The organism is Sphingomonas sp. JUb134, assembly GCF_004341505.2.
GTDB lineage: Bacteria > Pseudomonadota > Alphaproteobacteria > Sphingomonadales > Sphingomonadaceae > Sphingomonas.
Window position 1 is genome coordinate 1,804,222 of the sequence record NZ_SLYP02000001.1, and the last position, 13,279, is coordinate 1,817,500.

Sequence of the window (13,279 nt, forward strand, 5' to 3'; positions counted from 1 at the left end):
CAGGGCCGATCGGCCGGAACGACACAGACGAGTTGTACCCTGAACATGACAAACCAGTTCGACCTCACCGAGGACCAGCGCGAGATCCAGGATCTGGCGCGGCGGTTCACCGCCGATCGCATCACGCCGCATGCAGGCGAGTGGGACGAGAAGCACATCTTCCCGCGCGACACGATCAAGGCGGCCGCCGAACTCGGTTTCGCCGCCATCTATGTGTCGGAGGAGCAAGGAGGCATCGGCCTCGGCCGGCTGGAGGCGGCGCTGATCATGGAGGCGATGGCTTATGGCTGTCCCTCCACCAGCGCGTTCATCTCCATCCACAACATGGCGTCGTGGATGCTCGACCGTTTCGGCTCGGACGCGCTCAAGGCCAAGTACCTTCCGGACCTCGTCACGATGGAGCGGATGGCGAGCTATTGCCTGACCGAGCCGTCGTCCGGCTCCGACGCGGCGGCGCTGCGAACGCGGGCCGTGCGTGACGGCGACGACTATGTGCTGACCGGCACCAAGCAGTTCATCTCCGGCGCGGGCGAGAACGACGTCTACCTCGTCATGGCGCGGACGGGGGAGGAGGGGCCGCGCGGCATCTCCTGCATCGTGGTGGAAAAGGAGATGCCAGGCGTCTCCTTTGGCGCGCAGGAGCGCAAGCTCGGGTGGCACTCCCAGCCGACCGCGCAGGTGAACCTGGACGGCGTGCGCGTGCCGGCCGAGAACCTTGTGGGACAGGAGGGCGAGGGGTTCCGCTTCGCGATGATGGGGCTCGACGGGGGGCGGCTGAACATCGGCGCCTGTTCGCTGGGCGGCGCGCAGCGCTGCCTGGACGAGGCCATCCGCTACACCCGCGATCGCAAGCAGTTCGGTCGTGCCCTTGCCGACTTCCAGAACACCCAGTTCACCCTCGCCGACATGGATACCGAGCTGCAGGCGGCCCGCGCGCTTCTCTATACCGCGGCGGCCAAGGTCACGGCGGAGGCGCCGGACAAGACGCGCTTTGCCGCGATGGCCAAACGCTTCGCCACGGACACGGGATCGTCCGTGGTCGATCGTGCGCTCCAGCTCCATGGCGGCTACGGCTATCTGATGGACTATCCGATCGAACGTTTCTGGCGCGACCTGCGCGTCCATTCGATCCTAGAGGGGACGAACCAGGTGATGCGTATGATCGTGGGCCGGGAACTGGTGCGCGAATGAGCGGCGAGGTCCTGACGGCAGTAGAGGGCAAGGCCGGACGTATCCGGCTCAACCGACCGCGAGCGCTCCACGCGCTGAACGAGGCGATGTGCGCCACCATGCTGGAGGCGATCGAAGCCTGGCGCGGGGACGCGGCCGTGGAGATCGTGCTGATCGACCACGCGGAGGGCCGCGGCTTTTGCGCAGGGGGCGACGTGCGGCGTGCTGCCGAAAGCGGCAAGGGGGACGGCGTCGAGGCGCGGGCGTTCTTCGCGACCGAATACCGCCTCAACCATCGGCTCTTCACCTACGCCAAGCCGGTCGTCGCCTTCATGGACGGGGTGGTGATGGGTGGCGGCGTCGGTATCTCGCAGCCGGCGCGCTTTCGGATCGCGACCGAGAACACGCTGTTCGCCATGCCCGAGACCGCAATCGGCCTATTTCCCGACGTGGGCGGCGGCTGGTATCTGTCGCGCCTGCCGGGCCGGATAGGGCAATATCTTGCGCTGACCGGCGCCCGCATCGGCGGTGCCGAATGCCACGCGCTGGGCCTCGCCACCCATTATATCCCTTCCGAACGCCTGGAGACCGCCAAGGCGCGGCTGAGCGAGGCGCCGCAGGAAGCCGCTGGCATTCTCGACGCACTCTCGGATGAGCCCCCATCCGCGGCTATCCTGGAGCATCGGGAGGCGATCGATCGCCTGTTCGCGTCGGATCGACTGGAGGAAATCCTGGCGGCGTTGGATGCGGATGGCGGCGACTGGGCAACCGAGCAACTGTCGGTGCTGCGCAGCCGATCGCCGCTATCGATGAAGGTCGCGCTCAAGCTGCTGCTGGAAGGCGCGACCATGCCGACCTTCGAAGACGAGATGCGCCAGGAATATGCGGTGGCTGCCCACATCGTGCAGCGCCCCGACTTTGCCGAAGGGGTGCGCGCGGTGCTGGTCGACAAGGACAATGCGCCCCGCTGGGACCCGGCGACGCCCGAAGGCGTGACCGACCACATGATCGACCGAATCTTCGCACCCCTGGACGCGGAGAGCGAATGGAGCCCCGAGGGCTGAAGGAGACCTGCATTGGCTGAATATGAGACCATCCTGGTCGAGCAGCGCGAGGCGGTGACGCTGATCACGCTCAACCGGCCCAAGGCGCTCAACGCGCTCAATGCGCAGGTGCTCGCCGACCTGATCGCCGCGCTTGCCGCCTTCGACGCAGATGCCTCGCAGGGATGCGCGGTCATCACCGGCAGCGAGAAGGCGTTCGCCGCCGGCGCCGACATCAAGGAAATGGCGGAGATGGGCTTTGCCGACATGTACGGCACCAACCATTTCGCCGGGTATGAGCGCATCACCGCCACCCGCAAGCCGGTGATCGCGGCGGTCGCGGGCTATGCGCTGGGCGGCGGCTGCGAGCTGGCGATGATGTGCGACTTCATCCTTGCCGCCGACACCGCGAAGTTCGGCCAGCCCGAGATCAAGCTGGGCGTATCGCCGGGCATGGGCGGGTCACAGCGGCTCGTGCGAGCCGTCGGCAAGGCGAAGGCGATGGAGATGTGCCTGACCGGCCGGATGATGGACGCCGAGGAGGCGGAGCGCGCCGGCCTCGTCAGCCGGGTGGTGCCCGCCGCCGATCTTGTCGAGGAAGCGGTGAAGACCGCCGCCACCATCGCAGGCATGGCGCCGCTGGCGGTCAAGGCGAACAAGGAGATGGTGAACGCCGCCTTCGAGACCGGGCTTGCCCAAGGCATCCATTTCGAGCGTCGGCTGTTCCACGGGCTCTTCGCCACCGCAGACCAGAAGGAAGGCATGGCCGCCTTCGTCGAGAAGCGGCCGGGCAATTGGACGGGCCGCTGAGGCAGGCGGAGAGAGGGTAGCATATGGCACGGATCGGCTTCATCGGCCTTGGCAACATGGGCGGCGGCATGGCCGCGAACCTGGCGAAGGCAGGGCACGACGTCCGCGCCTTCGACCTTTCGCAAGAGGCGCTGGAGCGTGCCCGCAAGGCTGGATGCCTGCCGACGGAGAGCGCGCGGGCGGCTGCCGAGGGCGCCGAAGCGGTGGTGACGATGCTCCCCGCGGGGCAGCATGTCGCACAAGTCTATGAGGAAGCGGTGTTCGGCGTGGCCGCACCAGGGGCGGTTCTGATCGACAGCTCCACCATCGACGTCGCGACCGCGCGCCAGCTGGCCGAGGCGGCGACGGCCAAGGGGCTGCTCGCCGTCGATGCACCGGTCTCCGGCGGGATCGCCGGCGCGGCCGCCGGAACGCTGACGTTCATGGTCGGCGGAAGCGAGGAGGCATTCGCGGCCGCCCAGCCGCTGTTGCAGGCGATGGGCAAGGCGGTGATCCATGCAGGCGGGGCGGGAGCCGGGCAGGCGGCCAAGGCCTGCAACAACATGCTGCTGGGCGCGACCATGATCGCCACCTGCGAGGCGTTCGTCCTGGCCGAGCGGCTGGGGCTCGACCCGCAGACCTTCTACGACATCAGCTCGGCAAGTTCCGGGCAGAGCTGGTCGATGACGACCTATTGCCCCGTGCCGGGCGTGGGGCCGGAGACGCCGGCAGATCACGACTACCAGGGCGGATTCGCCGCAGCCCTGATGCTCAAGGACCTGCGGCTGGCGCTCGACGCGGCGAGCGGCGCCAATGTCGACACGCCGATGGGCGCGCGGGCGGCGGAGCTCTATGGCAGCTTCGTGGCGCAAGGGGGTGCCGGCACCGACTTTTCCGGCATCATCCGGATGCTCGACCGGCAGGGTTGAGGGCAAGCGCCGCCAAGCAGTGCTTGGCCGCGCGGCTTGTTTTTTGACTTGGCTTCCTGGGCACCGGGCGACAGGAGCCGGTCTTCCAACACGGTGGACCGATGCGCCTTTTCTTTGCCCCCATTCTTGCCGGTGCAAACCTGCCGGATCGCCTGCTCGCCTGCCTGGGCGGGGTGCTCGGGATCGCGCTCACCAGTGCGATCAGCTTCTGGGCGCTCGGCGACGCGACGTCACTGCCGCTGCTCGTTGCGCCCATGGGCGCGGCGGCGGTGCTGGTGTTCGCGGTGCCGGCAAGCCCGCTCGCCCAGCCCTGGTCCGTCGTCGGCGGCAACATCGTCTCCGCGCTCGTCGGGGTGACGGCGGCGAAGTTGGTGCCGGTGCCGCACCTGGCGGCGGGGATCGCGGTCGGCGGCGCGATCCTGGCGATGTCGCTGCTGCGCTGCCTCCATCCGCCAGGGGGGGCCGCGGCACTAACCGCAGTGGTCGGCGGCCCCGTGGTGCTGTCGGCCGGCTATGGTTTCGCGTTCGTGCCGGTGGGCATCAATGCCGTGCTGCTGATGGTGGCGGGCGTCCTGTTCCACCGCTTCTCAGGGCACTCGTACCCGCACCGGCCGGTGCCGGTCGCGCCACGTGCGCCCTTGCCCGTCGAGAGCGTGCCGCACCCGGAGGATCTGGACCGCGCGCTGGAGGACCTCGGCGAGACGTTCGACGTCAGCAAGGAAGACCTCGACCTGCTGTTCCAGCGGGTGGAGCATCATGCGAACGAGAGGCGCGCGCGCAAGCGATCCTAAGCGCGCTCCGTGCTCCCGTGTTCGCTGATCAGTCGCGAACGGCGATCGTCGCGCCGACATGCTCCTGGCCGCGCGCCCCGGCGAGCTTCTCCTGCCGGTGCCGCTCGGCATAGCGGGCGCGATCCTCGTCGCTGCGCTGGTGGTAGCAGGCGGGGCAGCTGACGCCTTCCTCGAAGAGCGGTGACGCCCGATCGGCGACGCTCACCGGCATGCGGCAGGCATGGCACAATGCGTGGCTGCCTGGCGCCAGGCCATGACCCACTGCGACCCGCTGGTCGAAGACGAAGCACTCGCCGTTCCAGCGGCTGTCCTTCTCCGGCACCGTCTCCAGATACTTCAGGATGCCGCCCTTGAGGTGGTAGACCTCGTCCACGCCCTCCGCCCGGAGGAGCGCCGTCGCCTTTTCACAGCGGATGCCACCGGTGCAGAACATCGCCACCTTGCTCTTGCCCGCCAGCAGTTCGTCGCGGTGCTCGCGAAACCAGCGCGGGAAGTCGCGAAAGCTCTCCGTCTGCGGATCGACGGCCCCTTCGAAGGTGCCGACCGCCACCTCATAGGCGTTGCGCGTGTCGATCAGCACCACCTCCGGATCGGCGATCAGGTCGTTCCATTCCTCCGGGGCGACATAGGCGCCAACCTGGCCGACGGGATCGACCTCCGGCTCACCCATCGTGACGATTTCCTGCTTCAGCCGCACCTTCATGCGGTGGAAGGGCATGGTCGCCGCGCGCGACTCCTTGTGCTCCAGTTCGGCGCAGCCCGGCAGCGCGCGGATGGCGGCGAGCGCCCCGTCGATGGCCGCATCCGTGCCTGCGATGGTGCCGTTGATCCCCTCCGGCGCGAGCAGCAGCGTGCCTTTCGCGCCGAGGCTGCAGCACGTGTGGGCGAGGGGCCCCCGCAACGCGGCCGGGTCGGCGAAGGAGGTAAAGCGGTACAGCGCGACGACGCGGATCGGCAACGGATCGGACACGGTGGTTCTCGGGAAGATGGGGATTGCCGCTGCTCTAGAGGATCGCGTCGTCGCCCGCCAGCAGCGCCACGACGCTTTTCGGCTGTTTCACGCACGCGCAACTTTCGTTCGCGAAAACCCGTGCTACACTCGGGCAAAACAGAACGAATGGAGAGGCCATTTGACCCCGGACTTCGACTTCGCGCTCGGCGACATGGCCGACGCGATCCGTGAGACCACACGCCGCTTCTCTGCGGATCGGATCGCGCCCCTTGCCGCGCGGGTGGATGCGGAAGACTGGTTCCCGCGCGACCTGTGGCCTGAGATGGGTGCGCTCGGCCTGCACGGCATCACCGTGGAGGAAGAGTTCGGCGGGCTGGGCCTCGGCTACCTCGAGCATGTCGTCGCGGTCGAGGAAGTCAGCCGCGCCTCCGCCTCCGTCGGGCTGAGCTATGGCGCGCACTCCAACCTGTGCGTCAACCAGATCCGCCGCTGGGGCAATGCCGAGCAGAAGGCGAAGTACCTGCCCAAGCTGGTGTCGGGCGAGCATGTCGGCAGCCTGGCGATGTCCGAGGCGGGTGCCGGCTCCGACGTGGTCTCGATGAAGCTGAGGGCCGAGGCGGTCGACGGCGGATTTCGCCTCAACGGCACGAAGTTCTGGATCACCAACGCGGCCTATGCCGACACGCTGGTGGTCTATGCCAAGACCGGCGAGGGAAGCCGCGGCATCACCGCCTTCCTGATCGAAAAGGACATGGCCGGCTTTTCGATCGGGCAGAAGATCGACAAGATGGGCATGCGCGGCAGCCCCACTGCGGAACTGGTGTTCAACGACTGCTTCGTGCCGGCTGAGAATGTGATGGGGCCGCTGAACGGCGGCGTCGGCGTGCTGATGTCGGGGCTCGATTACGAGCGCGCGGTGCTGGCGGGCATCCAGCTCGGCATCATGCAGGCGTGTCTCGACGTGGTGCTGCCGTTCGTGCGCGAGCGGCGCCAGTTCGGCCGGCCGATCGGCGAGTTCCAGCTGATGCAGGCCAAGGTCGCCGACATGTACGTCGCACTCAATTCGGCGCGGGCCTACGTCTATGCCGTCGCGCGCAGCTGCGACGCCGGGCGGACGACGCGCTTCGACGCGGCAGGTGCGATCCTGCTGGCGAGCGAGAATGCGGTGAAGGTGGCGCTGGAGGCAATCCAGGCGCTGGGCGGGGCCGGTTACACGAAGGACTGGCCAGTCGAGCGCTTCCTGCGCGACGCCAAGCTGCTGGATATCGGCGCGGGGACGAACGAGATCCGGCGGATGCTGATCGGCCGCGAGCTGGTCGGCAACAACCCGACGGTGGCGCAGTGATCCTCCCCGGCACGGGGAGGGGGACCGCCGGCGCAGCCGGTGGTGGAGGGGGCATGCCGCACCCGCCCCGCTTGCCGCACGCCCCCTCCACCAGCCTGCGGCTGGTTCCCCTCCCCGCGAACGGGGAGGAGCTGTCATGAGCGCCCCCGTCCTCTCCACCAACGTCGCGCCGGATAGCGAGACGTTCAAAGCCAACGCCGCACACAATCGCGCGCTCGCCGAGCGGCTGCGCGCCGACGTCGCTGCGGCCGCGCAAGGCGGCGGCGAGCGCGCCCGCGAGCGCCACACCGCGCGCGGCAAGCTGCTGCCGCGCGAGCGCGTCGAGCGGCTGCTCGACCCGGGCTCGCCGTTCCTGGAGATCGGCCAGCTCGCCGCGCACGATCTCTACGGCGGCGAGGTGCCGGGCGCCGGTGTGATCGCCGGCATCGGCCGCGTCTCCGGCCGGCAGGTGATGATCGTCTGCAACGACGCGACGGTGAAGGGCGGGACCTATTACCCGCTCACCGTCAAGAAGCATCTGCGCGCGCAGGAGATCGCCGAGGCCAACCGGCTGCCGTGCATCTATCTGGTCGACAGCGGCGGCGCCAACCTGCCGCACCAGGCGGAGGTCTTCCCGGACCGCGACCACTTCGGCCGCATCTTCTTCAATCAGGCCAACATGTCGGCGCTCGGCATCCCGCAGATCGCCTGCGTGATGGGCAGCTGCACTGCCGGCGGCGCCTATGTCCCCGCCATGTCGGACGAGAGCGTGATCGTGCGCAACCAGGGCACGATCTTCCTCGCCGGCCCGCCGCTGGTGAAGGCGGCGACGGGAGAGGAGATCGGCGCCGAGGAACTCGGCGGGGCGGAGACCCACGGCCGCACCTCCGGCGTGGTCGACCACGTCGCCGAGAACGACGAGCATGCGCTGACGATCGTGCGCGACATTGTCTCGACGCTGCCGCCGCCGGCGCAAGCGAGCGTCAATCGGCAGCCGCCGCGCCCGCCCAGGCACGACCCGCAGGAGCTCTACGGCATCGTGCCGCAGGACGTGCGCGCGCCCTATGACGTGCACGAGGTGATCGCCCGGCTGGTCGACGGCAGCGAGTTCCACGCGTTCAAGCCGCTCTATGGAAGCAGCCTGGTGTGCGGCTTCGCCCATATCTGGGGCCAGCCGGTCGCGATCCTCGCCAACAACGGCGTACTGTTCAGCGAAAGCGCGGTGAAGGGCGCGCACTTCATCGAGCTCGCCTGCCAGCGCCGCGTGCCGTTGCTGTTCCTCCAGAACATCTCGGGCTTCATGGTCGGTGGCAAGTACGAGGCGGAAGGAATCGCCAAGCACGGGGCCAAGCTGGTGACCGCGGTCGCGACCGCCTCGGTGCCCAAGATCACCGTGCTGATCGGCGGCAGCTTCGGCGCCGGCAACTACGGCATGTGCGGGCGCGCCTATAGTCCGCGGTTCCTGTTCAGCTGGCCCAACAGCCGCATCAGCGTGATGGGCGGGGAACAAGCAGCGAGCGTGCTCGCTACGGTCCACCGCGACGCGGCCAGCTGGTCGCCGGAGGAGGCGGAGGCGTTCAAGGCTCCGGTTCGTCAGAAGTACGAGGACGAAGGCAACCCCTGGCATGCCACCGCGCGGCTGTGGGACGACGGCATCATCGATCCGGTGCAGACCCGCGACGTGCTGGGGCTCGCGCTGGCGGCAACGCTGGAAGTGCCGATCCCGGAGACGCCGCGCTTCGGCGTGTTCCGGATGTGAGGGGCGTGGTCGGAACGATTCCTCCCCGGAACGGGGAGGGGGACCAGCCGCAGGCTGGTGGAGGGGGAGCACCGCGCACGCTCCGTCCGGAAGTAGCGCAGGCGCGATCCTTGCGCCGGCAGATGACGCTCCCGGAGGTACTGCTGTGGCAGCAACTCAGAGGCAGCCAGCTCGGAGTGCGCTTCCGCCGACAGCATCCTGTAGGCCCATATATCGTCGACTTCTTCTGCGCGTCTGCGTCTTTAGCGGTAGAAGTTGATGGCACCGCGCACGACTACGGAGACAGACCGGCGCGAGATGCGGAGCGCGACCGCTTCCTCAGCGACAACGGTATCGATGTGCTGCGCCTCTGTGCCTCCGACGTACTGCGCGACATTGGTTCGGTGCTCGCCGCCATCGCAGCGCGCGTGGCCCGCCCCCTCCACCAGCCTGCGGCTGGTCCCCCTCCCCGTGCCGGGGAGGAGCAGGAGTTTCTATGATTCAGTCTCTTCTCATCGCCAATCGGGGCGAGATCGCGTGCCGGATCATCGGCACGGCGCGGCGGCTGGGGATCCGCACCATCGCCGTCTATTCAGAGGCCGACGCGAACGCGCGGCATGTCCGGTTGGCGGATGCGGCGGTGGCGATCGGGCCGGCGCCGGCGCGCGAGAGCTATCTGGTGGGTGAGCGCATCCTCGCCGCTGCGCGCGAGAGCGGGGCGGAGGCGATCCATCCGGGCTACGGCTTCCTGTCCGAAAATGCCAACTTCGCCGAGGCGGTGGTCGCTGCCGGGCTGGTGTGGGTCGGGCCGGACGCGGCGAGCATTCGCGCAATGGGGCTGAAGGACGCCGCCAAGCAGCGGATGATCGCCGCGGGCGTGCCGGTGACACCGGGCTATCTCGGCGAAGACCAGAGCGCCGATCGACTGGCGGCGGAGGCGCAGGCGATCGGCTATCCGGTGCTGATCAAGGCGGTGGCGGGCGGCGGTGGCAAGGGAATGCGGCGCGTCGATGACCCTGCGCAATTCGCCGAGCTGCTCCAGTCGTGCCGGCGCGAGGCGGCATCGGCATTCGGCGACGATCGTGTCCTGATCGAGAAGTACATCGCCCGCCCACGCCACATCGAGGTGCAGGTGTTCGGCGACACCCATGGCAATGTCGTCCACCTGTTCGAACGCGACTGTTCGCTCCAGCGGCGCCACCAGAAGGTGATCGAGGAAGCGCCCGCACCCGGCATGGACCCGCACACGCGCGAGGCGATCTGCGCCGCCGCGGTGCGCGCGGCCAAAGCGGTCAACTATGTCGGGGCCGGCACGATCGAGTTCATCGCCGACGGATCGGAGGGCCTGCGCGCCGACCGCATCTGGTTCATGGAGATGAACACGCGGCTGCAGGTCGAGCATCCGGTGACCGAGGCGATCACCGGCGTCGACCTGGTCGAATGGCAGCTGCGCGTCGCGAGCGGGGAGCCGCTGCCGCTGCGCCAGGACGAGCTGGCGATCGACGGCTGGGCGATGGAGGCGCGGCTCTATGCTGAGGATCCGGCGACCGGCTTCCTGCCGTCCACCGGTCCGCTCGAGGTGCTGCGACTGCCTGGCACCGAAGCGGGCCTGCGCTACGACATGGGCGTGGAGGCTGGGGACCGTGTCTCCGACCAGTATGACCCGATGCTGGGCAAGCTGATCGCGCGGGGGCAGGCCCGCGAAGCCGCCGCGGAGGCGCTCGCCACCGCGTGCCGGCTGGCGCAGGTCTGGCCGGTGCGCACCAACCTGGGCTTCGCCGCGCGTTGCCTCAGCCATCGGGAGTTCCGCTCCGGCGCGGTCGACACCGGCTTCATCGAGCGCCACCTAACCGCGCTGACCGAACCCGCGCTGCCGCTCGACGCGATGGCGCGCTGGGCCGCCGACGAGCTTGTCGCGCCGGAAGGCGAGGGGCCGTGGGAACGGAGCAGCGGCTTCCGCCTCAACGCCGCCCCGCGGCGCGAGGTCGCGTTGGTCGACGACCGCGGCGGCCGCTATGCGGTCGATCTTGCCGAGCCGGCCGCGCAGGCGTTCGGCGGCTTCGACACCGACGAGGGCCCGGTGGTGCAGCACGACGGCGAGCTGCGCCGCTTCCGCCGCTTCCGCGCCGAGCGTGCGGCAGGCGGCGGCGCTGCCGACGGCAGCCTGCTGGCGCCGATGCCGGGCCGAGTCACCGCGGTCGACGTCGGCGAGGGCCAAGCGGTCGCCAAGGGCCAGCGCCTGCTGACGCTCGAGGCGATGAAGATGGAGCATGGGCTGGTCGCGCCGTTTGACGGTACGGTGGCCGAGCTACCCGCGGCGGCGGGCGCAAAGGTTCGCGAGGGATCGTTGCTCGTACGAGTCGAGCGGGAGGAAGGCTGATGGCGGGACGCTTCTACGACCAGTGGCAGGTGGGCGACCGCCTGGTCCACGACATCCGCCGCACCGTGACCGAGACGGACAACCTGCTGTTCTCGACCATGACCCACAACCCGCAGCCGCTGCACCTGGATGCGGAGGCGGCGCGAGCGTCGGAGTTCGGGCAGATCCTGGTCAACGGCACTTTCACCTTCGCGCTGATGGTGGGGCTGTCTGTGGGCGACACGACGCTGGGCACGCTGATCGCGAACCTGGGCTACGACAAGCTGGTCCATCCGCAGCCGGTGTTCCTGGGCGACACGCTGCGCGCCGAAACCGAAGTGGTGGAGCTGCGCGACAGCCGGTCGCGGCCCGATGCCGGGATCGTCACCTTCCGCCACCAGCTGTTCAACCAGCGCGACGTGGTGGTGTGCGACTGCCTGCGAACCGCGCTGCTGCGGCGGAGCGCGGCATGAGGCTGCGGTCGCTGCTCTTCGTTCCTGCCGACCGGCCCGAACGCTTCGCCAAGGCGGCAGCGAGCGGGGCCGACGCGATCATCCTCGACCTGGAAGACTCGGTGCATCCGGACGCCAAGGATGTGGCGGCGCGAGAGGTGGCGGTGTCCCTGGAACAGCCGGTGGACAATGTCCTGCGGCTGGTGCGAATCAATCCGCTGGATACCGGACGCCTCGATGCCGACCTTGCCGCCGCGCGACGTGCCGACGGCATCGTGCTGCCCAAGGCGGAGGGCTCGGCGAGCATCCGCCGGCTCGTGGATCGGCTTGGAGGCGAAGGTCCCCCGGTTCTTCCGATCGCGACGGAGACACCTGCCGCGATCTTCGCGCTCGGCAGCTATTCGGAAGTCGCGGACCATCTGCTCGGGATCAGCTGGGGTGCGGAGGACCTGCCGGCAGCGATCGGCGCTGCCACCTCCCGGGAGGAGGACGGGCGCTACACCCCTCCCTATGAGATGGTACGCGCGCTCGCCTTGTTCGGCGCACACGCGGCCGGTGTGGCCGCGATCGACACCGTGTACCCGGCGCTGGCCGATCAAGATGGGCTGGTGCGCTATGCGGCGCGGGCGGCGCGGGACGGCTTTACGGGCATGCTCGCGCTCCACCCCGCGCAAGTACCCGTCATCAACGCCGCCTTCACGCCAACGCCCGATCAGCTTGAGGAAGCGCGGGCGGTGATCGCCGCATTCGCCGCTGCGCCGGGGGCAGGGGTGCTGCGCTACAAGGGACGCATGCTCGACGCGCCACACCTGAAGCAGGCGCAGCGCCTGCTCGCCCGCGCGAGCGCTTAGGCTCCGACCTCCGGCACCAGCTGTACCCCCAAAGACGCCAGCGCGTCCCAATAGCCGGGGTAGGTCTTCGCTACGCATCCCGGATCGAGGATACGGATCCCGCCGATCTTCAGACCCGCCAGGGAGAAGGCCATCGCGATGCGGTGATCGGCGTAGGTCTCGATCGCGGTCGGCAGCGTCTGGCCGGCCAGTCCGGGATCGCCATGGACCAGCAGGTCATCCCCTTGTTCCTCGGCGAGGCCGCTGCGAATGCGGTTCAGCTCGGTCGAAAGCGCGCGGACGCGATCGCATTCCTTGACGCGCAGGTTGGCGATGCCCGTGAAGCGCACGGGCCGCGCATTGAACGCGGCCAGCACGGCGAGCGTCGGTATCGCATCCTGCATCTGCGAACCGTCGATCACGCCCGGCATTTGGGGAGAGGCGGCGATCAGCGCCTGCGCCTTGGCGTCGGGTTGGCTGAAGCGATCCGAAGCCAGGCCGATGTCGATCTTGCCCCCGGTCAGGACCTCTGCCGCCCAGAGATAAGTGGCTGCCGAGGCATCCGGCTCCACCATGGCGTCTGCCGCCTGATAACCTGTGGCGGCGACCGTCCAGCCTGTCTGGCCCACCGGCATGATTTGGCCCCCGAAAGTCTCCATCGCAGCGAGCGTCAGGTCGATATAGCCGCGGGCGCCGATGTCGCCCCCGGCCAGCACGACCTCGACCGGACCTTTCGCGCAGGCTGCTGCGATCAGCAGTGCCGAGACATATTGGCTGGAAAGCCCTGCGTCGACGATCACCCGCCCGCCCGGGATGCCGACTCCTTCTACATGGACCGGCGGACAACCGCTGGGCGCGTCGATCGTAACCCCCATGCGGCGCAGCGCCTCCACCAGCGGCGC

General features: G+C 69.0%; 13 protein-coding genes (1 of these 13 cut by a window edge). 11 read left to right on the forward strand and 2 right to left on the reverse strand.

The genetic code is table 11. The features are described 5' to 3' along the window. The first annotated feature begins 45 nt into the window (after positions 1 to 45). From EDF69_RS08610 to EDF69_RS08630, 5 genes are all read left to right on the forward strand, one after another. Entirely contained in the window at positions 46 to 1,191 is a 1,146-nt protein-coding gene (locus EDF69_RS08610; protein WP_132882825.1) for an acyl-CoA dehydrogenase family protein, read from the forward strand. Further along, complete coding sequence (locus tag EDF69_RS08615; RefSeq protein WP_132882826.1) at positions 1,188 to 2,234, forward strand: enoyl-CoA hydratase/isomerase family protein; 1,047 nt, start codon at positions 1,188 to 1,190, stop codon at positions 2,232 to 2,234. The genes EDF69_RS08610 and EDF69_RS08615 overlap by 4 nt, the downstream gene beginning before the upstream one ends. A gap of 12 nt (positions 2,235 to 2,246) precedes the next feature. After that, positions 2,247 to 3,023 (forward strand): enoyl-CoA hydratase, encoded by a 777-nt coding sequence (locus EDF69_RS08620; protein WP_132882827.1) that lies wholly within the window; start codon positions 2,247 to 2,249, stop codon positions 3,021 to 3,023. 23 nt (positions 3,024 to 3,046) lie between these two features. Beyond that, complete coding sequence (mmsB, locus tag EDF69_RS08625; protein ID WP_132882828.1) at positions 3,047 to 3,931, forward strand: 3-hydroxyisobutyrate dehydrogenase; 885 nt, start codon at positions 3,047 to 3,049, stop codon at positions 3,929 to 3,931. Positions 3,932 to 4,032: 101 nt separating this feature from the next. Next, a complete protein-coding gene (locus EDF69_RS08630; protein WP_132882829.1) occupies positions 4,033 to 4,722 on the forward strand; it encodes an HPP family protein in 690 nt (229 codons plus the stop codon). A 28-nt stretch (positions 4,723 to 4,750) separates the two neighbouring features. On the opposite strand, the gene trhO is transcribed toward EDF69_RS08630, so the two are convergent. Further along, positions 4,751 to 5,692: an oxygen-dependent tRNA uridine(34) hydroxylase TrhO gene (gene trhO, locus EDF69_RS08635; RefSeq protein ID WP_339538081.1), complete on the reverse strand. Its 942-nt coding sequence runs from the start codon at positions 5,690 to 5,692 to the stop codon at positions 4,751 to 4,753. Between the two features lie 160 nt (positions 5,693 to 5,852). Between trhO and EDF69_RS08640 the strand changes: the two genes are divergently transcribed. From EDF69_RS08640 to EDF69_RS08665, 6 genes are all read left to right on the forward strand, one after another. Next, positions 5,853 to 7,019, forward strand: a complete 1,167-nt coding sequence (locus tag EDF69_RS08640) for an isovaleryl-CoA dehydrogenase (RefSeq protein ID WP_132882830.1) — start codon at positions 5,853 to 5,855, stop codon at positions 7,017 to 7,019. A 136-nt stretch (positions 7,020 to 7,155) separates the two neighbouring features. Beyond that, positions 7,156 to 8,757 (forward strand): carboxyl transferase domain-containing protein, encoded by a 1,602-nt coding sequence (locus EDF69_RS08645; RefSeq protein ID WP_132882831.1) that lies wholly within the window; start codon positions 7,156 to 7,158, stop codon positions 8,755 to 8,757. 5 nt (positions 8,758 to 8,762) lie between these two features. After that, on the forward strand, positions 8,763 to 9,236 hold the full coding sequence (locus EDF69_RS08650) for an endonuclease domain-containing protein (protein WP_339538084.1): 474 nt from the start codon (positions 8,763 to 8,765) through the stop codon (positions 9,234 to 9,236). Beyond that, positions 9,233 to 11,116, forward strand: coding sequence for an acetyl/propionyl/methylcrotonyl-CoA carboxylase subunit alpha (locus EDF69_RS08655; RefSeq protein WP_132882833.1), 1,884 nt, complete (start codon positions 9,233 to 9,235; stop codon positions 11,114 to 11,116). Before EDF69_RS08650 ends, EDF69_RS08655 begins: the two co-directional genes overlap by 4 nt. After that, entirely contained in the window at positions 11,116 to 11,568 is a 453-nt protein-coding gene (locus EDF69_RS08660) for a MaoC family dehydratase (RefSeq protein ID WP_132882834.1), read from the forward strand. Before EDF69_RS08655 ends, EDF69_RS08660 begins: the two co-directional genes overlap by 1 nt. Beyond that, a complete protein-coding gene (locus EDF69_RS08665) occupies positions 11,565 to 12,398 on the forward strand; it encodes an HpcH/HpaI aldolase/citrate lyase family protein (protein ID WP_132882835.1) in 834 nt (277 codons plus the stop codon). The genes EDF69_RS08660 and EDF69_RS08665 overlap by 4 nt, the downstream gene beginning before the upstream one ends. Here the strand turns inward: EDF69_RS08665 and aroA are convergent. Further along, positions 12,395 to 13,279, reverse strand: partial view of a 3-phosphoshikimate 1-carboxyvinyltransferase gene (gene aroA / locus EDF69_RS08670; protein ID WP_132882836.1) — the 3' portion only. 384 nt of this gene lie beyond the right edge of the window; the window shows 885 of its 1,269 coding nt (coding positions 385-1,269); the start codon falls outside the window, past its right edge — the gene reads right to left on this strand; its stop codon occupies positions 12,395 to 12,397. The genes EDF69_RS08665 and aroA overlap by 4 nt on opposite strands.

What these genes read in the sequence shown, in the direction of transcription:
- EDF69_RS08665 (WP_132882835.1), top strand. Translation starts at nt 11,565, where the DNA reads ATGAGGCTGCGGTCGCTGCTCTTCGTTCCTGCCGACCGGCCCGAACGC.
- EDF69_RS08630 (WP_132882829.1), top strand. Translation starts at nt 4,033, where the DNA reads ATGCGCCTTTTCTTTGCCCCCATTCTTGCCGGTGCAAACCTGCCGGAT.
- EDF69_RS08615 (WP_132882826.1), top strand. Translation starts at nt 1,188, where the DNA reads ATGAGCGGCGAGGTCCTGACGGCAGTAGAGGGCAAGGCCGGACGTATC.
- EDF69_RS08645 (WP_132882831.1), top strand. Translation starts at nt 7,156, where the DNA reads ATGAGCGCCCCCGTCCTCTCCACCAACGTCGCGCCGGATAGCGAGACG.
- EDF69_RS08660 (WP_132882834.1), top strand. Translation starts at nt 11,116, where the DNA reads ATGGCGGGACGCTTCTACGACCAGTGGCAGGTGGGCGACCGCCTGGTC.
- mmsB (WP_132882828.1), top strand. Translation starts at nt 3,047, where the DNA reads ATGGCACGGATCGGCTTCATCGGCCTTGGCAACATGGGCGGCGGCATG.
- EDF69_RS08610 (WP_132882825.1), top strand. Translation starts at nt 46, where the DNA reads ATGACAAACCAGTTCGACCTCACCGAGGACCAGCGCGAGATCCAGGAT.
- EDF69_RS08655 (WP_132882833.1), top strand. Translation starts at nt 9,233, where the DNA reads ATGATTCAGTCTCTTCTCATCGCCAATCGGGGCGAGATCGCGTGCCGG.